Source organism: Streptomyces sp. NPDC058246 (genome assembly GCF_042881985.1).
GTDB lineage: Bacteria > Actinomycetota > Actinomycetes > Streptomycetales > Streptomycetaceae > Streptomyces.
In genome coordinates, this window is the sequence record NZ_JBHVWZ010000002.1 from 205756 (window position 1) to 231071 (window position 25316).

21 protein-coding genes, 1 tRNA gene and 1 pseudogene are annotated in these 25316 nt (G+C 69.6%); 16 read left to right on the forward strand and 7 right to left on the reverse strand.

Annotated elements, in window-relative coordinates:
- Window positions 1-237: 237 nt before the first annotated feature.
- Complete coding sequence (locus tag ACFVXA_RS03415) at window positions 238-1437, reverse strand: sensor histidine kinase (RefSeq protein ID WP_383736351.1); 1200 nt, start codon at window positions 1435-1437, stop codon at window positions 238-240.
- A 501-nt stretch (window positions 1438-1938) separates the two neighbouring features.
- On the opposite strand from ACFVXA_RS03415, the gene ACFVXA_RS03420 reads away from it, so the two are divergent.
- From ACFVXA_RS03420 to htpX, 11 genes are all read left to right on the forward strand, one after another.
- Window positions 1939-2352, forward strand: a complete 414-nt coding sequence (locus ACFVXA_RS03420; RefSeq protein ID WP_362018747.1) for an NADH-quinone oxidoreductase subunit A — start codon at window positions 1939-1941, stop codon at window positions 2350-2352.
- Complete coding sequence (locus ACFVXA_RS03425; protein ID WP_390023670.1) at window positions 2343-3083, forward strand: NADH-quinone oxidoreductase subunit B; 741 nt, start codon at window positions 2343-2345, stop codon at window positions 3081-3083. The genes ACFVXA_RS03420 and ACFVXA_RS03425 overlap by 10 nt, the downstream gene beginning before the upstream one ends.
- Window positions 3080-4393: an NADH-quinone oxidoreductase subunit C gene (locus tag ACFVXA_RS03430; RefSeq protein WP_390023672.1), complete on the forward strand. Its 1314-nt coding sequence runs from the start codon at window positions 3080-3082 to the stop codon at window positions 4391-4393. Before ACFVXA_RS03425 ends, ACFVXA_RS03430 begins: the two co-directional genes overlap by 4 nt.
- Window positions 4390-5358 (forward strand): complex I subunit 1 family protein, encoded by a 969-nt coding sequence (locus ACFVXA_RS03435; RefSeq protein ID WP_362018752.1) that lies wholly within the window; start codon window positions 4390-4392, stop codon window positions 5356-5358. The genes ACFVXA_RS03430 and ACFVXA_RS03435 overlap by 4 nt, the downstream gene beginning before the upstream one ends.
- On the forward strand, window positions 5358-6206 hold the full coding sequence (locus ACFVXA_RS03440) for a 4Fe-4S binding protein (protein ID WP_390023674.1): 849 nt from the start codon (window positions 5358-5360) through the stop codon (window positions 6204-6206). The genes ACFVXA_RS03435 and ACFVXA_RS03440 overlap by 1 nt, the downstream gene beginning before the upstream one ends.
- The gene (locus tag ACFVXA_RS03445) at window positions 6203-7006 is read left to right on the forward strand and encodes an NADH-quinone oxidoreductase subunit J (protein WP_390023676.1); all 804 of its coding nucleotides are present in this window, start codon (window positions 6203-6205) and stop codon (window positions 7004-7006) included. Before ACFVXA_RS03440 ends, ACFVXA_RS03445 begins: the two co-directional genes overlap by 4 nt.
- Window positions 7006-7380 (forward strand): NADH-quinone oxidoreductase subunit NuoK, encoded by a 375-nt coding sequence (nuoK, locus tag ACFVXA_RS03450; RefSeq protein WP_383736336.1) that lies wholly within the window; start codon window positions 7006-7008, stop codon window positions 7378-7380. Before ACFVXA_RS03445 ends, nuoK begins: the two co-directional genes overlap by 1 nt.
- A complete protein-coding gene (locus ACFVXA_RS03455; protein ID WP_389463176.1) occupies window positions 7377-9368 on the forward strand; it encodes an NADH-quinone oxidoreductase subunit L in 1992 nt (663 codons plus the stop codon). The genes nuoK and ACFVXA_RS03455 overlap by 4 nt, the downstream gene beginning before the upstream one ends.
- A gap of 6 nt (window positions 9369-9374) precedes the next feature.
- Window positions 9375-10952 carry an NADH-quinone oxidoreductase subunit M gene (locus ACFVXA_RS03460; protein ID WP_362018760.1) on the forward strand — a complete coding sequence of 526 codons (1578 nt, stop codon included), beginning with the start codon at window positions 9375-9377 and terminating at the stop codon, window positions 10950-10952.
- Window positions 10949-12448, forward strand: a complete 1500-nt coding sequence (locus tag ACFVXA_RS03465; RefSeq protein ID WP_362018762.1) for an NADH-quinone oxidoreductase subunit N — start codon at window positions 10949-10951, stop codon at window positions 12446-12448. Before ACFVXA_RS03460 ends, ACFVXA_RS03465 begins: the two co-directional genes overlap by 4 nt.
- 227 nt (window positions 12449-12675) lie before the next feature.
- Window positions 12676-13539, forward strand: coding sequence for a zinc metalloprotease HtpX (htpX, locus tag ACFVXA_RS03470; RefSeq protein WP_362018764.1), 864 nt, complete (start codon window positions 12676-12678; stop codon window positions 13537-13539).
- Window positions 13540-13676: 137 nt separating this feature from the next.
- On the opposite strand, the gene ACFVXA_RS03475 is transcribed toward htpX, so the two are convergent.
- From ACFVXA_RS03475 to ACFVXA_RS03490, 4 genes are all read right to left on the reverse strand, one after another.
- Entirely contained in the window at window positions 13677-14753 is a 1077-nt protein-coding gene (locus ACFVXA_RS03475; protein ID WP_362018765.1) for a trypsin-like peptidase domain-containing protein, read from the reverse strand.
- A gap of 2250 nt (window positions 14754-17003) precedes the next feature.
- Complete coding sequence (locus tag ACFVXA_RS03480; RefSeq protein ID WP_390023835.1) at window positions 17004-17684, reverse strand: tetratricopeptide repeat protein; 681 nt, start codon at window positions 17682-17684, stop codon at window positions 17004-17006.
- Window positions 17685-17963, reverse strand: a complete 279-nt coding sequence (locus ACFVXA_RS03485; RefSeq protein ID WP_389463177.1) for a tetratricopeptide repeat protein — start codon at window positions 17961-17963, stop codon at window positions 17685-17687. It abuts the gene before it with no gap.
- Window positions 17964-18322: 359 nt separating this feature from the next.
- A complete protein-coding gene (locus ACFVXA_RS03490; protein ID WP_362018769.1) occupies window positions 18323-18724 on the reverse strand; it encodes a YccF domain-containing protein in 402 nt (133 codons plus the stop codon).
- Between the two features lie 118 nt (window positions 18725-18842).
- Here ACFVXA_RS03490 and ACFVXA_RS03495 point away from each other — a divergent pair.
- Together ACFVXA_RS03495 and ACFVXA_RS03500 are read left to right on the forward strand one after the other, a co-directional pair.
- A pseudogene (locus ACFVXA_RS03495) lies at window positions 18843-19145 on the forward strand (YccF domain-containing protein); the annotation flags it as partial.
- A gap of 136 nt (window positions 19146-19281) precedes the next feature.
- Window positions 19282-19848, forward strand: a complete 567-nt coding sequence (locus tag ACFVXA_RS03500; RefSeq protein ID WP_383736321.1) for an SMI1/KNR4 family protein — start codon at window positions 19282-19284, stop codon at window positions 19846-19848.
- 175 nt (window positions 19849-20023) lie between these two features.
- On the opposite strand, the gene ACFVXA_RS03505 is transcribed toward ACFVXA_RS03500, so the two are convergent.
- Window positions 20024-21268, reverse strand: coding sequence for an APC family permease (locus ACFVXA_RS03505; RefSeq protein WP_383736318.1), 1245 nt, complete (start codon window positions 21266-21268; stop codon window positions 20024-20026).
- A 180-nt stretch (window positions 21269-21448) separates the two neighbouring features.
- Between ACFVXA_RS03505 and ACFVXA_RS03510 the strand changes: the two genes are divergently transcribed.
- Complete coding sequence (locus tag ACFVXA_RS03510) at window positions 21449-21715, forward strand: GlsB/YeaQ/YmgE family stress response membrane protein (RefSeq protein ID WP_362018773.1); 267 nt, start codon at window positions 21449-21451, stop codon at window positions 21713-21715.
- Window positions 21716-21871: 156 nt separating this feature from the next.
- Here the strand turns inward: ACFVXA_RS03510 and ACFVXA_RS03515 are convergent, their stop codons facing one another.
- The gene (locus ACFVXA_RS03515; RefSeq protein ID WP_362018774.1) at window positions 21872-22360 is read right to left on the reverse strand and encodes a YajQ family cyclic di-GMP-binding protein; all 489 of its coding nucleotides are present in this window, start codon (window positions 22358-22360) and stop codon (window positions 21872-21874) included.
- A gap of 200 nt (window positions 22361-22560) precedes the next feature.
- On the opposite strand from ACFVXA_RS03515, the gene ACFVXA_RS03520 reads away from it, so the two are divergent.
- Both ACFVXA_RS03520 and ACFVXA_RS03525 read left to right on the forward strand, forming a co-directional pair.
- A tRNA-Tyr gene (locus ACFVXA_RS03520) sits at window positions 22561-22642 on the forward strand.
- Between the two features lie 1220 nt (window positions 22643-23862).
- A complete protein-coding gene (locus tag ACFVXA_RS03525; protein WP_390023837.1) occupies window positions 23863-25062 on the forward strand; it encodes a glycoside hydrolase family 3 N-terminal domain-containing protein in 1200 nt (399 codons plus the stop codon).
- The last annotated feature ends 254 nt before the right edge of the window (window positions 25063-25316 follow it).

Consider the following 25316-nt stretch of genomic DNA (forward strand, 5'->3'; position numbering starts at 1 on the left):
GCTCGTACGGAACTCTGGCTCGTACGGAACCTGACTCGTACGGACTCTGGCTCGTACGGACTCTGGCTCGTACGGAACCCTGGCTCGTACGGACTCTGGCTCGTACGGACTCTGGCTCGTACGGACTCTGGCTCGTAAGGAACTCTGAGCGGACCGGGGCCGAAAGGGCCCTGCCGCCGAAAGCCCCCGGCCCTCGCCGCGACCGCGCGACCGCCGGCAAGCCCCCGGCCGTCGCCACTACCGCGCGGGCTCGTCCTGCCCGTCCCGCCAAGGCAGCTCCGCCGTGATGACCGTCGGGCCGCCGGTCGGCGACTCGACGACGAAGATCCCGTCGACCGCACCGAGCCGGTCCGCGAGCCCCGCCATCCCCGTACCGCCGTCGAGGCCGGCCCCGCCGCGCCCGTCGTCCCAGACCTGTATGAGCAGCCGGTCGTCCGCCCGCCACACATCGACGGACGCGGACCTCGCCCCACTGTGCTTGCTCACGTTCTGCAGCAGCTCGGAGACGGTGAAGTAGGCGATGCCCTCGATGGCTGCCGCCGGTCTCGTCTCCAGCTCGGCCGTCACCTTCACCGGCACGGTGCAGCGTGAGGCGATCGCCGAGAGCGCCGCGTCAAGGCCCCGGTCGGTGAGCACCGCCGGGTGGATCCCGCGGGCCAGATCGCGCAGCTCCTGCAGCGCCAGCTTCACCTCGCCGTGCGCCTCGTCGACCATCGTCGCCGCCGCGTCGGGGTCCTCCAGGAGCTTCTCCTTGGCCAGGCCGAGCCCCATCGCGAGGTTGACCAGCCGGGCCTGCGCCCCGTCGTGCAGATCGCGCTCGATGCGCCGCAGATCGGCGGCGGCCGTGTCGACCACGACCCCCCGGTCGGACTCCAGCTCGGCGATCCGCCGCTCCAGCTCGTCGGAGGGCGACAGCAGCCCGCGCACCATGGCCCGGTCCACATTCGTCAGCCCCCGCGCGATGAACGGCAGCACCGGCCACAGAAGAAACAGCGACACGAGCGTGACCGTGAAGGTGACGATGCCCCACGGCAGCCGAACGAAGTCGTACAGCACCGTCCGCCAGCCCACCGGGTCCTTCAGACTCGACCAGAGCCAGCCGAAGAAGCCGGTCCGGCGCACCGGGAGCGGGCTCGGCTCGTCGATCCGCACCCCGAGGAGCGCCCGTGCCCGCGCCCGCTCGAACTTGCCCAGCTGACGCGCCCCGCGCAGCCCAACCGCCAGCAACGGCAGCCCGATGACCGTCACCGCGAGCCCCCCGCCGGTGGCGATCAGCGTCACGACGTACACGAAACCGAAGATCGAGAGCGGCAGATCGGCCAGCAGATGCGCGATCTCCTTCCACGTCTGCCGGTCGAGGGCAAAGCGTGCGGGAGGCAGCCGGTCGCCGTCGGACGTCTCGTCCGACGGACCGGTGAGCGTGATGCGTTCCGTCATGTCCGCCAGCCTGCCGGGCGGCGAGCCGCCGCGCCATGAGGTGGACCGCCACGAACCACTGGGGATAACCCCACCCCCGCCGGCCCCTGGCCAGGTGGACCGGAGCACCTCCCCGGCCGGGCGGAGGGGAACAGCCCGCCCGAGGTGAGTGGGAGCAGCTGTCCGAGGTGGGCGGAAGCGGCTGCCCGAGGTGGGCGCAAGCGGCCGTCCGAGGCGGAGGGGAGTGGCCGTCCGAAGGGGGGAGCGGCTGCCCGAGGCGGGCGGGAGCAGCTCGTCCGAGGTGGGCGGGAGTACCTGGACCAGGTGAAGAAGGGGGCCCTGCGGCGCATGAGCCGGGCGGGTCCTGGGCACCTCCCCGATGGTCGAGGCGTGACAGGCTGCTTACGGTCTCTTTAGCAGGCCCTAGACTCCCGTCCGTACAGATCGTCGAACATGGCGCATCACAGAGTGCGCGACGGCGCACTCCGGGGCGCGTACGAGGTCAGGGAGTGAGGGGCTGACGTGCCGGATCCGACCGTTGTCACGGCAAGCGGGGCCGTCGTCGCGGCGGGCTACTTCCAGTCCTACTCGGTCGTCGGACTGCTCGCCGTCGTCGGCGTGCTCTTCGTCGCCGTCGCCTTCGGGGCCGGCCGCCTGCTGCGGCCCGTGGTCCCCACCCCCGAGAAACTCCTGACCTACGAGTGCGGCGTCGACCCCGTCGGCGAGGGCTGGGCCCACACCCAGGTCCGCTACTACGTCTACGCCTTCCTCTACGTGATCTTCGCCGTCGACTCGATCTTCCTCTTCCCCTGGGCGACGGTCTTCGCCGCGCCCGGCTACGGCGCCGCGACGCTCGTGGAGATGTTCATCTTCCTCGGCTTCCTCGCCGTCGGACTGCTGTACGCGTACAAGAAGGGCGTACTGGCATGGACGTGACCCCCGAGAACCCCCCACAGCCGGTTCTCCTCCCGATCTCCCCGGAGCCGGTGCCGCTCCCCGAGCCGAAGCGGCTCGGCGCCCTCGCCCGGCTGGCCCCCGAGCCGATGAAGGTGGTCCTGAACTGGGGCCGCCGCTACTCGCTCTGGGTCTTCAACTTCGGCCTCGCCTGCTGCGCGATCGAGTTCATCGCCGCGTCCATGGCCCGCCACGACTTCATCCGCCTCGGCGTGATCCCCTTCGCGCCCGGCCCGCGCCAGGCCGACCTGATGGTCGTCTCCGGCACGGTCACGGACAAGATGGCCCCGGCCGTCAAGCGCCTGTACGAGCAGATGCCCGAGCCGAAGTACGTCATCTCCTTCGGCGCCTGCTCCAACTGCGGCGGCCCGTACTGGGACTCGTACTCCGTCACCAAAGGCGTCGACCAGATCATCCCCGTCGACGTGTACGTCCCCGGCTGCCCGCCCCGACCCGAGGCCCTGCTCCAGGGCATCCTCAAGCTCCAGGAGAAGATCGCGCGCGAGTCGCTGGGCGAGCGGTACGGGAGCGTCGCGACGCGTCCGTCCGCTGCCGCGCTCCAGAGCGGCCTGGTGCAGCCGCCGGTCCCGTCCGGGTCGTCCGGGTCGTCCGGGTCGTCCGGGGAGGGCGGCCCCGGTGTCCAGGGCGGCCCCGGTGTCCAGGGCGTCCCCGGTGGCCAGGGCATCCAGGGCGTCCCGGGGGAGGAGCGATGACCGTCGTCGGCTGGCTTCCCGCCCCCGTCGAGGAACTCTTCGGTCCCGACGCCACGGCCGAGGAGTCGTACGCGGTCCTGACCGTCGACGTACCCCCGACCTCCTGGATCGCGGCCCTGGAAACAGCCCGTGACGTGCTCGGCTGCACGTACTTCGACTGGCTGAGCGCCGTCGACGAACCCGGCACGGGCTTCCGCGTCGCGGCCCACGTCGTCGCCCTGTCCCCGGTACGCCGCCTGCTCGTCCGTACGACGGTCCCGCACGAGACCCCCGTACTCGCCTCGGCGGTCTCCGTGTACGCGGGCGCCGCCTGGCACGAGCGCGAGACCCACGAGATGTTCGGCGTGACCTTCGAAGGCCACCCGGGCCTCGCCCCCTTGCTGTTGCCGGAGAGCTTCGAAGGCCACCCCCTCCGCAAGGACTTCGTCCTGGCCGCCCGCGTCGTCAAGGCCTGGCCCGGCGCGAAGGAGCCCGGCGAGTCCGACCACGGCGGACCCAAGCGCCGCCAGATGCTCCCGCCCGGCGTGCCCGACCCCAACGAATGGGGCCCCCTCAAGGGCCAACTCCCACCGGCCCCGGCCCGCCCCGCCCGCGGCGCGGCCCGCGCGGCCGGCGACCGTCCCGTACGCCGCGCCCGCACGGCGGGGGAGGGCTCCACGAGCCAGACCACCGGCACCGGGCCCGCACCTGCCGACGCCGAGACCCCGGTACCCCCGCGCCGTGCGCGCAGCGCGAGCCAGGGCTCGGCAAGCCAGCAGGCGGAGGCCTCTGAGGCCTCTGAGGCTTCTGGGGCCACGGCTCCTGCTGGACCCCGCCGTGCGCGCAGCGCGAGCCAGGGCTCGGCGACCCAACGCGCGGCGGCCACCGAGCCGAGCGCACCTGCCGAGCCGCCCGCTCCTACCGAGCCGAGCGCACCTGCCGAGCCGCCCGCTCCCGCCGAGCCGAGCGCACCTGGCGAGTCGGCGGTTCCTGCCGCACCGGCAAGGGGCACCGCGCCGCGCAGCGCTGACGCACCGTGGCACCATGCCCGGCCGGCTTTCGACGAGCCGGAATCGGATCCGGAGCCGGATCCGGAGCCGGAATCGGAGTCGCGGGCGGAGCCGGAGCGGCCCTCCGAAGGCACTCCGGATCCTGCGGCCACGCCGGAGCCCGCGGCTGCCCCGAAACCGGAAGCCACCGCGAAGCCCCCAGCATCACCCGACTCCGACGAATCCGACGACTCCGACGACGCCGGTAAGTCCGGTGGGGCCGACGAGTCCGAGCCCACTCCCACGCCCACTCCTGACGACCCCACCGGAGGCACGCAGTGAACGACGCTCTCGACGTCGCCCTGCGACTCCTTGTCGTCTTCGTCGTCTTCCTGACGTTCCCCCTGATCGTCGGTCAGACCGAGCACAAGGTGATGGCCCATATGCAGGGCCGCCTCGGCCCGATGTACGCCGGTGGCTTCCACGGCTGGGCCCAGCTCGTCGCGGACGGCGTGAAGTTCGCCCAGAAGGAAGACGTCGTACCCGCGGGCGCGGACCGCCGTATCTTCCAACTCGCCCCCGCCGTAGCCCTCCTCCCGTATCTCCTGGTCCTCCTCGCCATCCCCATCGGCCCGGGCGAGGGCGCGGTCGGGGAGGTCGTCGACGCGGGCATCTTCTTCGTCCTGGCCGTCATGGGCGTAGGCGTCCTCGGCTCGCTCATGGCGGGCTGGGCCTCGGCCAACAAGTTCTCCCTCCTCGGCGGTCTGCGCACCGCCGCCCAGCTCCTCGCGTACGAACTCCCGATGCTGCTGACCGCCGCCTCCGTCGCGATGGCGGCCGGCACGGTCTCGCTGCCCGGCATCGTCGACGCCTTCGAGTGGTGGTGGCTGCCCTGGCAGATCGTCGGCGCGATCGTCTTCTTCGTGGCGGGTCTCGCCGAACTCCAGCGTCCGCCCTTCGACATGCCCGTCGCCGACTCGGAGATCATCTTCGGTGCGTACACCGAGTACACGGGCCTGCGTTTCGCTCTCTTCCTCCTCGCCGAGTACGCCGGAATCGTCGTCCTGTGCGGCCTGACCACCGTCCTCTTCCTGGGCGGCTGGCACGGTCCCTGGGGCGCCGACGGCCTCGGCTGGGTCTGGACCCTGTTGAAGGCCGCCGTGCTCGCCTTCATCGTCATCTGGCTGCGCGTCACCTATCCCCGCCTGCGCGAGGACCAGCTCCAGAAACTCTCCTGGACTCTCCTCGTCCCGCTCTCCCTCGCCCAGATCGCCCTCACCGGCGTCGTCAAGGTCGTGATCTCCTGATGGCCCCCATCCCCGGCTCCGGCCTCGCCAAGGGCCTGGCCGTCACCCTCCGCACGATGACGAAGAAGACCGTCACCGCGCAGTACCCGGAAGCGCAGCCCGAACTCCCGCCCCGCACCCGCGGCGTCATCGGTCTCTTCGAGGAGAACTGCACGGTCTGCATGCTGTGCGCCCGCGAGTGCCCGGACTGGTGCATCTACATCGACTCCCACAAGGAGACCGTCCCGGCCGCCGCCCCGGGTGGCCGCGAGCGCAGCCGCAACGTCCTCGACCGCTTCGCCATCGACTTCGCTCTGTGCATGTACTGCGGTATCTGCATCGAGGTCTGTCCTTTCGACGCGCTGTTCTGGTCCCCGGAGTTCGAGTACGCGGAGACCGACATCCACGAACTCACCCACGAACGCGACAGGCTCCGCGAGTGGATGTGGACCGTCCCGGCCCCGCCCGCCCTCGACCCCGCCGCCGAGGAACCGAAGGAACTGGCCGCCGCCCGCAAAACCGCCGACAAACTCGCCTCCGAGGCAGCGGAGACGTCCGAGGCCGCGGAAGCCGCCGCCACTTCAGGAGCGGGGCGAGCCACCGAGGCCGGGGGAGCCACCAAGGCTGCCGGCGCTGCTGGGGCTGCCGGAGTCGCCGGAGCGGCTGACGCCGCCGGACCGGCCGGAGCAACCGAAGCCGCCGAACAGGCACCCCGGAGCAAGCCTTCGGCATCCGCTGAGCCCGAGCCCTCGGCACCGGCAGAGCCCGGGGGTTCGGCATCCGCTGAGCCCGAGCCCTCGGCTGAGCCCAAGCCGACAGCCACCGGCACGTCGGCCGCCCCCTCCGATCCGCAGGAAGGTGAGTCGTGACCCTCGTAGCAGCAACGGCCGCCGCGGCGCGGGCGACGACCGCCGCCGCCGGGAGTCACGGGTTCCTCTCCCCGACCGGCGTCGAGATCGCCTTCCTCCTCGTCGGTCTGGTGACCTTCGGCGCCGCGATCGTCACCGTCACCACCAAGCAGCTGGTGCACGCCGCCCTGTGGCTGGTGGTGACGCTCGGCGGTCTCGCCGTCGAGTACCTCCTGCTCACGGCCGAGTTCATCGCCTGGGTGCAGGTCCTCATCTATGTCGGTTCCGTCGTCGTCCTCCTCCTGTTCGGTCTGATGCTCACCAAGGCCCCCATCGGCCGCTCCCCGGACGCCGACTCCGGCAACCGCTGGGCCGCCCTGACCGTGGCCGTCGCCGCGGCCGCCGCCCTGGTCTGGGTCGTCGTCGACGCCTTCCGCACGACGTGGGTCGACCTGGGCGGTGCCGCCGCCGGCTCCACCGAGGTGACCGGAGCGAGCCTGTTCCAGAGCTGGGTCCTCCCCTTCGAAGCGCTCTCCGTTCTCCTTCTCGCCGCTCTGGTCGGCGCGATCGTCCTCTCCCGCAAGGCGAAGACGGACGCGACGCCCACCGCGGGCAGGCCCACCGCGGGCAGGCCCACCGCGGGCAGGCCCACCGCAGGTGAGCCCATCGCGGGCAGGCCCACTACGGGTGAGCCCACCGAGGGCGCCCCCGCCGACAGGACTCTCCCGAGCACCGAGAGCGGCCGGACCCTGCCGAGCACCCGGAGCGGCCAGGCTGCCCCCGCCCCCAGCGGCCGGAGCGACAAGGAAGGGACCCTCTGATGCACCTCGCCTATCCCGCCGTGCTCTCCTCCCTCCTGTTCTGCACCGGCCTTTACGGAGTCCTCGCGCGCCGCAACGCGATCCTGGTCCTGATGTCCGTCGAGCTGATGCTCAACGCCGTCAACCTCAACCTCGTCGCCTTCGACGTGTGGCTGTCCAAGACCGCCCGCGACACGCTCCACTCCGGCCAGGCACTGACCCTGTTCACCATCGCCATCGCCGCCGCCGAGATCGGCATCGGCCTGGCGATCGTCCTCGCCGTGTACCGGGCCCGCGGCACTTCGGACATCGACAAGCTCCGCGACAGCGCCGAACCGCACGGCCCCGAAGGAGCCACCGTCACGGCAGACGAGAAGGCTGAGGCCACCGCGTGACCACGACCACCCTCGCCGTCCTCGTCCCCCTCATTCCGTTCCTGGGCGCCGCGGCCGGACTCCTCCTCGGCCACGCGGCCCCCGGCTTCGTCCGCCCCCTCGCTGTTCTGCCTTCCCTCACGTCGCTCGTCCTCGCCGTGCTCGTCGCCGTACACCAGGGCGGCGACCAGGCCATCGACGCCCACACCGAGCTCACTCCCACCGGCTCGGTCCCCATCGAGCTCGCCCTGCACATCGACGGCTTCGCCGCCCTCGTCGCCGTCCTGGTCGGCGTCGTCGCCTCCTGTGTGCAGATCTACTCGACGGGCTACCTGCGCGACGACCCGCGCTACCCCTCGTACGCCGCTCTCGTCTCCCTCTTCACCTCCGCGATGCTGCTCGTCGTCTACTCCGGCGACCTGATCGTGCTGCTGGTCGGCTGGGAGATCATGGGCATCTGCTCGTACTTCCTGGTCGGCCACTACTGGGAGACCCCCGAGGCCCGCGCCGCCTCCATCAAGGCCTTCCTGGTCACCAAGCTCGGCGACGTCCCCTTCCTCATCGGCCTGTTCGCCCTCGCCACCGACGCCGGGTCCTTCCGCATCACCACGGTCCTCGGCACCGTCGCGAGCGGCGGGCTGCACCATCCGACGCTGGTCGCGCTGCTGCTCCTCGCCGGTGTGGCGGGCAAGTCGGCGCAGTTCCCGCTGCACACCTGGCTCCCCGACGCGATGGCGGGCCCCACGCCCGTCTCCGCGCTGATCCACGCCGCGACGATGGTCGCCGCCGGTGTCTACTTCGTCGCCAGGCTCCTCCCCGTCTTCCAGGCCTCCTCGGCCGCGATGGTGGTCCTCGCCGTCATGGCCGCGATCACGATGGCCGGCTCGGCACTCGCCGCGCTCGCCCAGGACGACATCAAGCGCGTCCTCGCGTACTCGACGATCGGCCAGCTCGGCTACATGACCGGCGCCCTCGCCGTCGGCGACCGCGGTGCCGCCGTCTTCCACCTCCTGTCCCACGGCGCCTTCAAGGCGCTGCTGTTCCTCGCCGCGGGCGTGATCATCCACGCCTCCGGCACCAACTCACTGGCCGTCATGTCCCGCATGAAGGACCTGCGGATCCGCGTCCCCGACGCCTACTGGACGATGACCGTGGCGCTGCTCGCACTCGTCGCGATCCCGCCGTTCAGCGGCTTCTTCTCCAAGGAGGCCGTCCTTGGCGCCGCCGAGCACGTCGCTACCGGCCACACCGAGCAAGCCCCCGGCGCCGCGGGCTGGATCGTCCTCGTCGCCGGTCTGATCACCGCCGTACTCACCGCCGCGTACGCCACCCGCCTGTGGCTGCTGGCCTTCCGCGGCCGGGGCGCCGAGGCCCCCGACCACGGCAGGCAGCCGCTCACCATGACGGTCGTGCTGTGGGTGCTCGCCGTCCCGTCGCTCGCCTTCGGTCTGGCGTACGGCCCGCTGCCCGACTGGTTCGACGGCCGCGACCTGACGCCGGTCCTCACCACCTCCGTCCTCGGCACGGGGCTCGCCCTGGTCGGCGGACTCGTCACCTACGGCGCCTGGCGGCACACCAGCGCGATGGCGGCGGGCGTCCCCCTGGGTGCGGTCGTGGCCCATCCCGACGCCGACGCCGGAACGGTCGAGGCCGAGGCGATCGCGATGCACGCTCCGGCCTTCGGAGACGTGGCCTACGCAGCCGATCCGGCGGACCCGGGACGGCTGCTGCTCGGCCCGCTGCACCGCCACGCGGCCGTCGGCTTCCACCTCGACGCCGTGTACGACGTGCTGTTCGTCCGCCCGGTCCAGGCCGGAGCCGCACTCGTCCGGTTCCTCGACCGCGAGGTCGTCGACACCTACGTACGCGGCGCGGGCGCCCTACCCCGCTGGCTCGGCGCCGCCGTACGGCGCGCGCAGACCGGCAATGTGCAGACCTATGTGAGCGCGCTGCTCGCCGGCACCGTCGTCCTGGTGGTCGCCGCCCTCCTCGTCGCCACGGGAGCGTGAGCAGGCGTGATCGATATCAGTGAATCCGTGATGCAGATCCTTCTGGCATTCATCGTCGTCGGCCCGCTCATCGGGGCCGCCGCCGCTCTCCTGCCGGCCCCGCCCGGGCTGAAGGGGAAGTCGCCCGAGCAGGCCGTGCTGCGGCACGGCGTGACCGTGACCGGCGCGGTGCTCATCGCCGCGATCGTCCTCGCGCTCGGCTTCGACCACGACCACCCGTCGAAGATGCAGGCCACGACGGACATCAGCTGGATCCCCGCACTCGACGTGCGCATCCACCTCGGCATCGACGGCATTTCCCTCCCCCTTCTGGTCCTGACCGCGCTGCTGACCTTCCTCTGCGCGCTGTACAGCTATTTCAAGATGCCCGCGGGCCCGACCCCGAAGGCTTTCGTCGCACTGCTGCTCGTCCTCGAGTCCGGCACCCTCGCGACCTTCGCCGTCCTCGATCTGCTGCTGTTCTTCCTCGCGTTCGAGATGGTGCTCATCCCGATGTACTTCCTCATCGCCCGCTGGGGCGGTGCGGAACGCCAGGCGGCTGCCTGGAAGTTCATCCTCTTCACACTGCTCGGTTCGGTCGTCATGCTGCTGGGCCTGCTCCTGATCGGAATCAAGGCGGGCACATTCGACATGGTGGCACTCGCCACTGACAACGGCCGGTCGCTGAGCACATCCGTGCAGGTCATCGCGGTTTTGGCGATCGGAATCGGGCTCGCGGTCAAGACGCCGATGTGGCCGCTGCACAGCTGGCTGCCGGACGCGCACACCGCCGCGCCGACCGTCGGCTCGGTCCTGCTGGCCGGCGTGCTGCTGAAGATGGGTACGTACGGTTTCGTCCGGATTCTTCTGCCCATCGCGCCGGACGGCATGCACACCTTCGCGCCCTACCTCGCCGCCTTCGCCGTCGTCGGGATCATCTACGGATCCCTCGCCTGCCTGGCACTCGCCAAGCAGGGCGCCAAGGGCGATCTCAAGCGGCTCATCGCCTACTCGTCCGTCGGCCACATGGGCTTCGTACTCCTCGGCATCGCGACGATGACCCCGACCGGCGTGAACGGCGCGCTGTTCGCGAACATCGCCCACGGCCTCATCACCGGCCTCCTCTTCTTCCTCGTCGGGGCGCTGAAAGACCGCACCGGCACGACCGACCTCGACACCCTCGCGGAGGGAACCGGCGCCGCGCTGTACGGCAAGGCCCCGCGCCTCGGCGGCCTGCTCGCCTTCGCCGCGGTCGCCTCGCTCGGGCTGCCGGGCCTCGCCGGGTTCTGGGGCGAAATGCTGGCGCTGTTCGGCGCGTTCAACCCCGCCGCCGACCTCAGCCGCCCGGCGTTCTTGACGTTCATGTCGATCGCCGCCTTCGGCACGCTGCTCACCGCCGCGTACATGCTCGTCGTCGTACGCCGCGTCTGCATGGGCGCCACCCCGCAGCAGGGCAGCCCGAAGCTCGCCGACGTCCAGAGCTACGAATTCGCGGCCTGGACGCCGCTCGTCGCCCTCACCATCGTCGGGGGCCTCTGGCCCAGGGCCCTCCTCGGTCTGACCGACCCGGCCGTTCAGCAGCTCCTCGCAGGAGGCACCCGATGAGCTCCCTGGTCCAGTCCGTCGACTGGCTCGCCATCGCGCCGCCCACCCTCACCGCGGTCGTGGGACTTGTCGTGCTCGTCGCCGACCTCTTCCTCGGCGACGCGAAGAAGGCCGTGCTCGGCTGGGTGTCGGTCGCCGGACTAGCCGCGTCCGCGCTCCTCCTGCTGCCCATCCTGGACGGCGACCGCGCCACCTTCTGTCTGACCGGCGACGCGCATGCGTGCAGCTATACGGCGGACCGATTCACGCTCGTCATCCAGTTCCTGGTCCTCGGCGGCGCGCTCCTGGCGGCCCTGCTGTCGGTCACCGCCCTGAAGGACGCCAACAGGGAACTCCCCGAAGGGGAGTATTGGTTCCTGCTGCTCTCCTCGGCCGCGGGCGCCGCCCTGCTGCCCGCCTCCCGTGACCTCGCCACCCTCATCGTCGCCCTGGAAGTCGCCTCCCTGCCCGCCTTCGCGCTCGTCGGCATCAAACGCGGCGACAAGAAGTCCTCCGAAGCGGCCCTGAAGTTCTTCCTCTCCTCCGTCACCGCGACCGCCGTGAGCCTGATGGGCGTCAGCTTCGTCTACGCGACGACCGGCACCCTGTACCTCACCCAGATCGCGGACAAGATCCAGCACGTCGACGGACAGTTCCACACGCTCGCCCAGGCCGGCGTCGTCCTCACCCTCGTCGGCTTCGCCTTCAAGACGGCCGCCGTGCCCTTCCACTTCTGGGTACCCGACACCTACGTAGGGGCGCCCTTGCCGATCGCCGCCTACTTGTCGGTCGTCGGCAAGGCGGTCGGCTTCTCCGGACTGATCCTGGTCACCGTCGTCGCCTTCCCGTCGTACGCGAACGTCTGGGGCCCGGCGCTCGCCGCACTGGCGGCCCTGACCATGACGGTGGGCAACGTCGGCGCCCTGCGGCAGCAGGCCACGCGCGCGTACAGCGCGGTACGGCTGCTCGCCTGGTCCTCCGTCGGACAGGCCGGCTACCTGCTGGTGCCGATCGCGGCCGCCGCCTACTCCAAGGACGCCCAGAAGGCCATCGGCTCCACCGTGGCGTACGCCCTGATGTACGCGGCGGTGAACCTGGGCGCCTTCGCCGTGGCCGCCCTGGTCGGCCGCACGAACTCCCTGAACCGCATCAGCGACTACCGGGGCCTGTACGCGGCGAGCCCCCTGTCCGCGCTCCTCCTCGGCTTCTTTCTGCTCTGCCTCGCTGGCCTCCCGCCGGGGATCATCGGCCTCTTCGCCAAGGTCACCGTGTTCTCGGCGGCCGTCGACGCGGGGCTCGGCTGGCTGGCCGTGGTCATGGCCGTCAACGTCGTGATCGCGCTCTTCTACTACCTCCAGTGGACGACCCTGCTCTTCCGCGCCCCCGAGGGCGAGCCCGCGAAGCACCGCGTCCCTGCCCCCCTCACCGCGGCGATCGCCCTGACGGCCGTCCTGGGCATCGCTCTCTCGGGGGCACCCCAGCTGGTCCTGCGCTTCTCGGCCACCGGCCTGTTCTGACCTTCGTAGGGGCCGCGCCTTCCCAGGGCCTGAGCCCGGCGTCGTAGGGCACGCGCGCGCGTGGGTGGCGTGCGCCGTCACCCGAACGGCCACCCGCGCCGGTGCGCGCACAAGGGAACTAGTGCTCCCCGTCTGGCGTTGACCAGTACGGGAGGGTCCACTGAAGAGTGGAAGCAGAGCATCAGTAAGCAAAGGGTTCCCCTGCCGCACCACTTGGAGGGCGTACCGTGCACCGCCGGCACAACGGGCTCAGGACCGCCGTACTCCTCGGGGGACTGTCCGCACTCATCATCGTCATCGGCAGCTTCTTCGGGCGTACCGGCCTCGTCGTCGCGCTGTTCATCGCGATCGGGACGAACGCGTACGCGTACTGGAACAGCGACAAGCTGGCTCTACGCGCGATGCGCGCACGCCCGGTGAGCGAGTTCGAGGCCCCGGCCCTGTACCGCATGGTCCGCGAGCTCTCCACCCAGGCCCGCCAGCCCATGCCGCGCCTGTACATCTCGCCGACGGAGGCGCCGAACGCCTTTGCGACGGGCCGCAACCCGCGCAACGCCGCCGTGTGCTGCACCGAAGGCATCCTGCGCATCCTGGACGAGCGCGAGCTGCGCGGCGTCATCGGACACGAACTCAGTCACGTCTACAACCGCGACATCCTGATCTCGTCGGTCGCCGGCGCACTCGCCTCCGTGATCATGTTCCTGGTCAACTTCGCCGGGCTGATCCCGATCGGCCGGTCGAACGACGACGAAGGCCCCGGCATCCTCGGCATGCTGCTGATCATGATCCTCGGCCCGCTCGCCGCATCCCTCATCCAGCTCGCCATCAGCCGCTCCAGGGAGTACGAGGCGGACGCGTCCGGCGCCCAGCTCACCGGCGACCCCCTCGCCCTCGCCAGCGCGCTGCGCAAGCTCGACGCGGGCACCAAGCAGCTGCCGTTGCCTCCTGAGCCGCGCATCGAGACCGCGAGCCACATGATGATCGCGAACCCCTTCCGCCCGGGCCAGGGAATGTCGAAGATGTTCTCCACGCATCCTCCGATGGCGGAGCGCATCGCCCGGCTCGAGCGGATGGCAGGTCGCCAGCGGTGAAGCCAATTCTGAACGTCATTCGGTTCGTCCTGAGCGGCTTCTGACTGGTCCTCGAGTATCCGGCCGCCGGTGTGATGCTGTGCCGCTGAGCCGCTAGCCGCTGTGCATCACCATCGTCGGCATCCCGATTACTGGTGTCATTGCTTCAGCGTGAGATCGGTGGTCCAGGCGTCGCCGAACGCGTAGGTTGTCCCGTCGTTGTTCTCGCCCGGGGCCGTGTACACGCCGTCGACGGTGATTTTCTCACCCGGTGCGGACGACTGGAGGACGCCGCACACCTCCGCGACAGTTGTGACGGGGGTGTTCTTGATGTCGGTTATGACGTCACCGCTCCCCAAATTCGCCGCACTGGCCGGGGATTTGCTGTCCACACTTCCCACGAAGATACCGTCGATCTTCTTGGCGGTGAGGCGGTCTTGAAGTTTCTGCGCTTCCGCTTGGTCGTCGCTGGGGAAGTAGGAGCTGAAATCGGGGTCGCTGAGCGCGACCAGTCCCTGCCACCCGGGATTGTTCTTGCTCTTCCCGTCGGCGAGTCCTTGGAGAAGACCCTTGGCGTGGTCGCTGCTGATGGAGTAGTACTGACCCTCGATGCCGGTGAGGCTGAAGGAGTTGATTCCCACCAGCTCCGCATTGCTGTTGAGCAGTGGACCTCCGGAGTTCCCCTCGTTGAGGGTCGCCGAATGCTGCACGGTGGACGGCAGGTTGGGTGAACTGACCTGGTCTGTCTCGGCAACGTTGGGCGACTGGACCACTCCGGTGGTGAGGACGGCCTTCTCATGGCTGGTGTCTCCGGCTCCCAAGGGGTAGCCGATCGCGGTGACTTCGTCGCCCTGATTGAGGTCCCCGCTGGTGCCGAACTCCACCTGCTTGAGATCCTCTTGTGGTGTCGCGAGTTTCAAGACGGCCAGGTCCTCGCATGGGTCACTGCCCAATACGCGGACAGGAACAGGACTCCCGTCCTCGATACGGACCTGGAGGGCTGTCTGACCGGCGACCACATGGTCGTTGGTGAGAATGAGACCTTGGTCGGCGTCGTAGATCACTCCTGTGCCGTCAGCCTGATTGTCGGCCAGTACCTGCACAGTTGCGGGCGCCACCCGCTTGAATATCTCACTCGGCGGCAGGTCGTCCGCTCGCGCCTGAGGCGCCGTGAGTCCGCCACCCAGGGCAATGGCTGACGCGACGGTGACGACCATTCTCGCTATCAGCCTCATTTGGGCCTCCTAGCTCCCGACCGAAGGTGTCTACACTCAGGCCGGGGAGAAGATCTACTCTTCTCAAGCGTAACCCGCCGGTAAGTGCCTGTCGCGGCGAACGACCTCCCGTTGCCGGGCAACTGGCCCGCGTCCGCGTCCCGTCAGATATTGAATCTGAAACTCAATCGGCAATCGGTCTCCTGAGCTCTTTCAGTGTGGCCACTGATCGGGACTGAACTGATCGGGGGACGTCGGCGGGCACGTAGCGCACGAGGCTTCCGTGCCGTCGAGGGAGGTGGTGGGAGTCCCAACTCATCGGCGCGGGAGCGGCTGAACGGAAAATCTGTCTTCCGGGGGCAGGCGGCGGGATCCGGAGGGCAGGCGGCAGTATCCGGGCCGCTTGCGGACCGGATGTCGAGCTCCGGCGGCGGGTGGCCCGGCTGATACGGGTGCGAGGGTGGCTTGGTGCCGCGCGCGAAGACGTCAGTGCGGGCGGTGGCGTTAGCGCGGCCTCGCCGAGGGCCCTTGAGCCGAGGCTTGCCCTGCTGGCTGAGCTGCGGCGTTCTTTCGCTCCGGACTGGATCGTTCAGGCGCACAACTTCGCCCACGACACCAGGCGTTCAGGGGTGGGGAACCGGCTCATGCCCGTACCGATCTCGCGAGGATGATCTGTGTGGTGGCCGGCCCGACGCCGGGGACCGCGTCCAGCTTCTCGGCCACGGGCTGCGTCCAGCTTCTCGGCCGGGGCCCGCGCGCTCCACTGCCGGTGGGTGGTTCTGGACCGGTTCCCGGTTCCCTCGGCCGTCGTCGTGCGAGGCGGTGATCTCGTCCAGGGTCTGGGCGATTGGCCCGCCGAGTGCGTGAACCTGCGCGGTGAGGTGGTCCGCGGCGTCCGGCGGGACACGTAGGAGACGCGCGTGATGGTCTTCGAACTTGTCCGGTCAGGGCGTCGATGAGGGCTGCCTTCTTCCTGAACAAGTTGCCCTCGGCGAGGTCCGCGAGGTCCGCGAGGTCGGCGAGGTCGGCGAGGGTGCGGGGGATGCGTCCCCCGGCAACCAGTGCGTCATCTGTGCGTCCTGCAGAGCTTTTCGCCACCCGCTGCTTGCGCCGGGTGCGTTCCTGGACGACCGCTTCCGGATGCTCTGTCAGTTATACGGGCTTCAACGATGAAGATTACCGCTGGCGCACGGCGGGCGCAAATGTCAAGTCCCGAGATGTAGTGCCGTGACGCGAACCGGCGGTCAGGTCTTACTTGAGACGTGGGCTTGCAGACGTACGGCCCACAATCGCCCGGGGAAACCGCAGGCTCGGCTAAAGGCCACTGCCGGAAGACCGATAAATCGACCGGGCTGCCCCTAAATCGTTTGACCCTATTTCACGAGAAAGGGAATCACCATGTCTCACATATCCAAGTCGCACTCATTCTTGATGCTTTCGGTCTCGGCCGTCATCGCAGCAGGCGGCGCACTGGTTCCCTCCAGCGCGTTTGCCGCCGTACCCCAGCAGCACTCTGCCTCCGCCACGGCGGCGCCGGCCGATCACGGCGGTCACGGCAGCGGCAGCGGTGATCGCGGCAGCGGCAACGGTGATCACGGCAACAGCGGCTCGAGCCAGAGGCACGACGGTGACAGGGAGGGGAGGGGGCACCACGGTAGCGGCACGCACGATACGCCGGCCCCGAACCCGGGTCCGGTGCCGCCTGCGCCTGGGATTCCGCATCCGGTGCCGCCTGCGCCCGGGATTCCGAACCCGGGTCCGGTGCCGCCTGCGCCTGGGATTCCGCATCCGGTGCCGCCTGCGCCTGGGATTCCGAACCCGGGTCCGGTGCCGCCTGCGCCTGGGATTCCGCATCCGGTGCCGCCTGCGCCTGGGATTCCGCATCCGGTGCCGCCCGCGCCCGGAATCCCGCATCCGGTGCCGCCTGCGCCCGGGATCCCGTCCGGTCCGCAGCTGCCTGTGTAACCGGCCGGCAGGCGCTGCGCCTGCGTCGTTCATCACCTCCGGGTGTGTCAGTGATGGATTCGTCGTCCTCCGCACTGCCCGCTCCACCCCGAGCGGGCAGTGCGGACTGTCCTGGATGTCTCGCTGGTCACAGGCTCAGCCGGGCAGCCGGGCAGCCGGATAGCCGCACAGGGGGACAGCCGCACAGGCGGAAAGCAGACAGCCAGACAGGCGGCGCACCTCAGACGGGAGCTTCCCCGGATGCGTCACCATCCGCCCCGAGGCCGTTCATTGCGCCGGAAGGCCGGCGTCTGCGTCCCGTGGCCATCACGTGCTGCCTTCCTCGGCATCCCTCTGCTCGAGCAGCAGGGCGCCGAGGTTGGCCATGGCGTCGTGGTCGCCGGCGTCTGCGGCTCGCTGGTACCAGGCACGGGCCTGCTCGGTCTCACCGTGCTGATACAGCAGGACACCGACGTTGTTCATGGCACCGGGGTGGCCGGCATCGGCTGCCCGCTGCAGCCAGGCGCGGGCCTCCTCGGTCTCCCCTTGATCATCCAGGATGAGACCGAGGTAGTACATGGCGCCGGTCTGACTGTCGTCGGTCTCTACGGCTCGCCGGTACCAGATGGCGGCCTGTTCCGTGTCGCCCTGCTGGTGGAGGAGGGAGCCGAGGTTGGCCATGGCGTCAGGGTCGTCGGCGTCTGCGGCTCGCTGGTACCAGGCGCGGGCAGCCTCGGGATCCTGCTCGTGCAGCAGGATCCCGAGGTTGAACATGGCGCCGGGGTGGCCGGCTTCTGCGGCCTGTTGCCACCAGGTGCGGGCTCCCTCGGCATCTCCCTGCTCGTGCAACAGCGAGCCGAGGTTGGCCATGGCGTCGAGGTCGCCGGCGTCTGCGGCTCGCTGGTACCAGGTACGAGCCTGCTCGGTCGCACCCTCGTGATACAGCAGGACACCGAGGTTGTTCATGGCGCCGGGGTGGCCGGCGTCGGCGTCGGCTGCCCGCTGCAGTCAGGCGCGTGCCTCCTCGGTGGCATCCCCCTGCTCGTGTACCTGGGAGCTGAGGTTGGCGTCGGGGTCCGGGTCGGGGCCGGCGTCGGGGCCCGCGTCGGGGTGGCTGACGTCTGCGGCTCGCTGGTACCAGGCGCGGGCCCCCTCGGAATCCCCCTGCGCCTCCAGCAGGACACCAAGGTTGTACATCGCGGTGGAGTCGCCGGTCTCCGCAGCCCGCTCATACCAGTCCCGGGCTCTCCCCGTATCGCCCTGCTTCCGCCTACGTGGCCATCGCATGCCCTTGATGCTGTCGTAACCCCAGGTCAGTGGCGACAGCTCGTGTATCGCCCTACTCCAGTCGGGCGATACCGAGGTCGCCCTTCGCCCGTCGCCCGAGACGACAGCGGACGGTGCCCCACTTCGCGATATGCCTTCGCCCGCATGAAGCAATACAAGATCGGTCGACCGGAAGCAATTTGGAATTCACCGGGCGGAGGAGTAATCGGCTGCATGTTCCGTGGGAGGGTTTTTCCCGGTCGCGAGCAAGAGGTGCGAATTTATTTGCTGACTCCGGCCGCTGACGGAACTGGGATGGATCTGAGAGCTGGTTGATCAGTGGCCAGACGGGCAATGCCTCGCAGCGTGAAATCCCAGGATTAGGCCCTACCGAACTGCTGATCCGTCGCAATCACTTCTCGCCCAAGAGGCATGAGCGAGATCGGGATGAGCTTCAGGTTCGCCCACCCGAACGGGATGCCAATGATCGACAGGAACAGAGGGATGCTCGTGATCAGGTGTGCCAGCGCAAGCCACCATCCGGCGAAGATCACCCACAGCACGTTGCCGATGAAGGACGGTGCTCCCGCGTCCGGGCGTTCCACGGTGGTCCTGCCGAACGGCCAGAGGACGAACCCGGCGATGCGCAGCGACGCGATGCCGAACGGGATGGTCACGATCAAGATGAAGCAGACCAGCGCAGCGATCAAGTAGCCGATGGCCATCCAGATGCCGCAGAAGACTAGCCACAGGATGTTGAGCAGCAGGTTGAACAGCTTCATGATCGGTACCTCTCCAGGTCGCTCCGCCGGCACTGCCTGCCCCCACAAGTATCAGCTGGTCATGCGTCACGGCGGAACCGCAAGGGCGTTGTAGCGCGATCGGGAACGTTCCGAGACGATCCTGTTCGCCGTCGCCGTCGCCGTCGCCGTCGCCGTCGCCGTCGCCGTCGCCGTCGCCGCCTTCCGCATCGGGATCTACGCCCTGTGGCCGTTCGGCTGTACGACGGTGGAGCGCTACGACGCGGGCGCGCCGTCCTGCATCGGCAACGTCCTGTGGCTGACCCTCGCGGGCTGGTGGCTCACCCTCGACCACACCGTCCCCGGCATCCTCCTGTGCATCACGATCACCGGCATCGTCCTGTGCATCACGATCACCGGCATCACGATCACCGGCATCCCCTTCGGCGTCGCCAACTTCAAGCCCGCACGCCGGCCGTTCCCCGCTGAACCTTCGAAGAGCTGTCGGCCTTCCTCGCCGAAAACGCGGGGATGTCCGTCTCGCCCGAGGGTTATCCACAGGCCGCCCGATTGTCAGTGGCGCGCTGCATCATGAATCCATGACCGAAATCGAGCAGTTGCTGGTACGAGTCGGTACGGAGGCCCGCAACACCCGACCGTGGGGCTGGCCTTCGCTCCCCGAACCCGTGGACCCGGCCGCGATCACCCGCGCCGAGGCCGTCCTGGGCTTCGCCCTGCCTCCGCTGCTCGCGGCACTCTACCTGCGTATAGGGGATGGCGGATTCGGCCCGAGTTATGGCCTGTTGCCCCTGCTCGACGGCTCCCCGTCAGGCGAGCCGGCCGCCGTCCGGCAGTACCTCGCCAACCGCAAGAGCGGCCGCAAGGACCCTGACTGGCCCTGGCCCTCGGGCATCCTGCCGATATCCCACTGGGGCTGCGGGATGTACGCGTGCGTGGACTGCCACAGCCCCGAGGGCACGGTCCTGCTCTTCGAGCCGAACGCCGACGAGGCCGACGACGCCTGGTTCGTGGACGCACCCGACCTCGCGACCTGGCTGCACACCTGGCTCGAAGGCACCGGCTGGTACGAGGAGTCCGACGACGGCACGGACTTGGACCCCTGGCCCGACTTCCGCATACGTACGGCGACGGCGAGGGCCTCATAGCCCGCCCCCGGTTCCTGCTACGAGCGAGCGCGGTGCGAGGGCGCAGCCATGGGCTTTCCACACCGTCCGCCCGAGGGAGTGACGCGTTCCGCCCCGTCCCTCGAGGTAACCGGCGGCGCGCTCCCACCAAGCAGAGCCCAGCGGGCATCGAGAGCAGCGCGAAGCGCGTCGTCGGCTACCGCGAAGCCACCCGCCGTCGTACGCCATACGCCGCCGCCCCCACCGCCAGCACAGCCGCCCCCACGACCACGGAGACCCCCGGCAGCGCGAACGCCAGCGTCACGCACCCCACAAGTCCGAACACCGGCACCACGCGCGATGCCGGAGACGAACTCAGTGTCCAGGCAGACGCGTTGGCCACCGCGTAGTAGGCCAGCACACCAAAGGAGGAGAACCCGATCGCGCCCCGCACATCCACCGTCGCGGCCAGCACGGCGACCACCGCGCCCACAGCCAGCTCCGCCCGGTGCGGCACCTGGAACCGCGGATGTACGGCGGCCAGGGCGCCCGGCAGATGACGGTCACGGGCCATGGCCAGCGTCGTGCGTGACACCCCCAGGATCAGGGCGAGGAGTGAGCCGAGCGCGGCCACCGCGGCCCCCGCCCGCACCACCGGCACGAGCCCCGGCACACCGGCCGCCCGCACCGCGTCGGCCAGCGGCGCCGCGGCCCGCCCCAGCCCACCCGACCCGAGCACGGAAAGGACAGCCACCGCGACCGCCACGTAGACCACCAGCGCGATGCCCAGAGCCAGCGGGATCGCGCGCGGGATGGTGCGCGCCGGATCCCGTACCTCCTCGCCGAGCGTCGCGATCCGCGCGTACCCGGCGAACGCGAAGAACAGCAGCCCGGCCGCCTGAAGCACCCCGCCCGCGCCGGCGGAGAGCCCGATGTCCAGCCGCCCGGCGTCGGAGGCGTCCGAGCCGAGACACACGACCACCACGGAAGCGAGGACCGCCAGGACCACCGCCACGATCGCCCGCGTCAGCCAGGCCGACTTCTGTACGCCGCCGTAGTTCACCGCGGTCAGCGCCACCACGGCAGCGACCGCCACCGCGTGCGCCTGCCCCGGCCAGACGTACGCGCCCACGGTGAGCGCCATCGCCGCACAGGAAGCTGTCTTGCCGACGACGAACGACCAGCCCGCCAGATAGCCCCAGAAGGCGCCGAGCCGCTCGCGTCCGTACACATACGTGCCACCGGAGGCGGGATACAGCGCTGCCAGCCGAGCCGAGGACATCGCGTTGCAGTAGGCGACCACGGCGGCGACCGCGAGCCCGAGCAGCAGCCCGGATCCGGCCGCCCGCGCCGCGGGGCCGAGCGCCGCGAAGATCCCGGCACCGATCATCGAGCCGAGCCCGATGATCACGGCGTCTCCGACACCCAGGGTGCGTCGCAACTCGGAAGCGGACTGTGTCATGCGCCGCACCCTACTGATCGCTGCAACCGACCGGCGCCGACGAGGCGTCCTTCCCGGCAACACGACGCGAACACAAGCCCGACCACCGGCTGCTCCCACTTGCCGGCCTGAAGGCATGGACACAGCCCGGCCGGAGCAGGAGCACAGCACAGGCACAGTACGAAGAGGAAGGCTCACGGCATGGGCATCATCAGCTGGATCATTCTGGGGCTGTTGGCCGGAGCCATCGCCAAATTCCTGCTGCCGGGCCGTGACCCGGGCGGTTTCATCGGCACGACCCTCATCGGCATCGCGGGCGCCTTCATCGGCGGCTGGATATCCGCGCGCTGGCTGGACCACCCGATCACCAAGCAGTTCTACGACGGCGCCACTTGGGCCGCCGCGATCGGCGGCTCGCTCGTCCTGCTGGTCCTCTACCGCATCCTGTTCGGCGACTCGCGCCGCTGAGCGCGTACTGCGCGGGCCGCAGCCGACAGGCGGCGGGGAGGGCGGGCACTCACTCCGGTGCCCACCCTCCCCGCGTTCGTACCCGTGCGCGTACTCGAACTCGAACGCCCAACGAACCGACCGCCGAACGCCGTTGGCGCTCCCGGCGGCCGACCGCTAGCGGTAGTTCACGAACTGCAGCGCGAAGTCGAAGTCCTTACCCTTGAGCAGGGCCTGCACAGCCTGCAGGTCGTCACGGCTCTTCGAGCTGACACGCAGCTCGTCGCCCTGCACCTGCGCCTTCACGCCCTTGGGGCCCTCATCGCGAATGATCTTCGCCACCTTCTTCGCGTTCTCCTGGGAGATGCCCTCCTCGATCGAGGCGAAGATCTTGTACTCCTTGCCGGAGAGCTGGGGCTCCCCGGCGTCCAGCGCCTTCAGCGAGATGCCGCGCTTGATCAGCTTGGTTTCGAACACATCGAGGATGGCCTTCACCCGCTCCTCGGAGTTCGCCTCCATCAGGATCTTCTCGCCGGACCAGGAGATGGAGGCTCCGACGTTCTTGAAGTCGTAGCGCTGCGAGATCTCCTTGGCGGCCTGGTTGACGGCGTTGTCGACCTCCTGCCGCTCGACCTTCGAGACGATGTCGAAACTGGAGTCGGCCATGTCCTGTGGCTCCTTGTATCGGGTGCGTGGGGGCGGCCGTCGAGCCCGGCGTAGGCCCTGGCCGCATCCGCATAAGCCTAGCCACCCCCTCCCCTCCGAGCGCCGATCAATCGGGTGGCGAAGCACCCCCGCGCATCAGGTATCGTTTACGTCGTTGCCAGCGAGCACCGCCGAAAAGCGGGGCTCACGGCAGCAACCCCGGCGGTGTGCCCGAGCGGCCAAAGGGAGCAGACTGTAAATCTGCCGGCTCAGCCTTCCCAGGTTCGAATCCTGGCGCCGCCACACGGGAACTAGGGCCCCGTGACCTGCGAGTAAGCAGGTCACGGGGCCCTAGTTGTGTGCCCTGGCGATCAGCGCGATGTCTCACGCTCCATCGCCCTGGGAGTCTCGGCATCTCGGGATCAATTGACGACGGGACCGGAGCTGTTGGCCGAATCGCCGTTCAAGCCGTCGTAGTCGATGTCGTTGCTGGGTCCGGGACCCTGATCAGGAGCGGGACCCTGGGGAACCTGGTCAGGAGCGGGACCCTGGGGGACCTGGTCATTGGGCCCGGGCCCCCCATCAGCACCGGGAGCCACCGGACCCTGTGGAGTCTCTTCGGTGTGGGGATCGGGAGCCTCAGGAGCCCGGGGGTTGTAGCCGCCGGCGTGGTCTGGGCCTACGACGTTGCCGTCGCCTTGGCCGGCCCTTGTGTAGCAGGGGTTCTTGCCCTCGTCGGTCAGGACCCAACGACAGCGGTCGGGGATCTTGGGGTCCGGCTCTCAGGGGCTGCGAATGCGGTCGTGGACAGGGAGGTTCCTCCGGCAGTCAGGGCGGCCGCAGCCATGAGAAGGACGAAGCGGCGGGTCCTTGTGATGGTCATGGGAGTGGGGTCCTTACCTGTTCAGAGGGGCTTGGATGAAGGAGTGGGCAAGCGGCCTGGCGGCCTTGGTTTCGCCGTCGTCCTTGACTCCATTCAGCCCCAGGCCGGCGCACGGGGCACGGCACGGAATGTCGGGACTTGACACCCTGGCGGGCCAGGACCGGATGCAGGGAGAGGTCCCGGCCGGACAGGCGGCGAAGCGGGCCGTACGGCATCCCGAGCCCGCCGACGCCTGAGCTACGAGGTGTCGGGCCGGCTCCAGTAGTTGCTCGCCGGCGCCGGTTCGCTCCGCCAGGGCGACGTGCGCGTCCGGCACCTTGCTGTAGACGCCGATCGAATCCCGGAATTCGCCGGGGGCCGTCGCCTCTCTGGGCCGCCGACCCCGAGACGCGGGATTCTGGTGGTACGCCGACCGCGGAGCTTCGAACAAATACGGGCTGCGGCGCATCTCACGCTTCGTGAAGCCCATCTCAGGCTCATACGGTCATCAGCGCGACGGGTACCGTCGCGTCTTCCGGAAGGAGGCCGGGCAATGAATGTCCCGTCGTACCGTGACCGCAGAAGCGCGACCGCACCACCGCGGCTCCCTGGCCGGGCCACAACCGCACGCAGACTGAGTACCGCTGCCGCTGTGGCGGCGATGCTCCTCGCGGGCTGTGGCACGGGCACCCCCAAGGCGTCCCCGCACTCCAGTGGCTCCGGCGTGTCCCTCGCCCCGCCCGCCACGCCTTCCCCCTCCCCTTCGTCTTCCCTCTCCGCTTCGTCTTCCCCCTCCCCTTCGTCCCGCGCTCCGGACTTCACCGCCGCCACCGCGTGCACGAACAGCACGAAGTTGGCCGGATGGTCGAACAGCCGGCTGGCCATGCTGACCATCGCCGTCCCGGTGTCGGAGACCTCGGTGTCCGGCGTCACCTCCGAGGTGAGCGCCGGTGCGGGCGGTGTGCTGCTGTTCGGCAGTAAGGCGCCGTCCGACCTCGGCTCCCGGCTGACCGACCTGAAGTCCCATGTACCCGGCCACCTGGGTCTGCTGGTGATGACCGACGAGGAGGGCGGTGGCATCCAGCGCATGGCGAATCTCGTCGGATCCCTGCCCTGGCCCGCGTATATGGGCACGCACTGGACCCCGGCTCAGATCCAGCAGAACGTCACGAAGGTCGCCGGCAAGATGGTGGACGTCCAGGTGAACATGGACCTCGCGCCGGTGGTCGACGTCGACGGCAGGAACGTGGCCCCCAGCCGGACCAACCCCGACGGATGGCGGTCCTTCAGCGGCAGCACCTCGGTGGTCTCCAAGGACGGTGTCGCGTACATGAACGGGTTGCGCGCCGGACAGGTGATACCTGTCGTCAAGCACTTCCCGGGCCTTGGCGGCTCCAGCTACAACTCCGACTTCGGCCCCGCCCACACCCTGCCCTGGTCCACCCTGCAAAAGGTGGGCATCCCGCCGTTCACGGCGGCCATCGAGGCCGGTGCTCCGGCCATCATGGTCTCCAACAACACCGTGCCGGGCCTGGGCACCAATCCGGCGAGCCTGTCACCCACCGTCATCAGCTACGAGCTGCGCGGCAAGCTGGGCTTCAAGGGGCTCGTGGTCACCGACTCGCTCAGTGCCAAGGCGATCTCCGCCGCCGGCTTCAGCGTCCCCGCCGCCGCCGTCCAGGCCCTGCGCTCTGGTGCCGACATGGTCATGTTCGACCTGGGGGGCAATGTCAGCTCCCAGACGTCCTCGATCGCCTCGGCGATCACCAATGCGGTGACCGGCGGACACCTCGCCCGCAGCCGCCTCATCGACGCGGCGGGGCACGTCCTGGCCGTCCGGCACGTGAATCTCTGCTCGTGAGCGCGAGCGGACACAGCCCTTGCCCGGTTGGGCCGGCCACGCCTCTCCACACCCGCAGGGCATTGCGGCCCCGGTCGCAGCGCAGTTCACGGCGGGAGCGGGAGCGGGAGCGGGAGCGGGAGCAGGGGCGGTCTGGGGCGGGGACGCCCTCGGGCCGGGAAACGGCAGGTCAGGGGCAGGCTCCCGCGCGGCCTGTAAATCTGCCGTGCTCAGCCCTCCCAGGTTCGAATCCTGGCGCCGCCACCAGAGCAGCT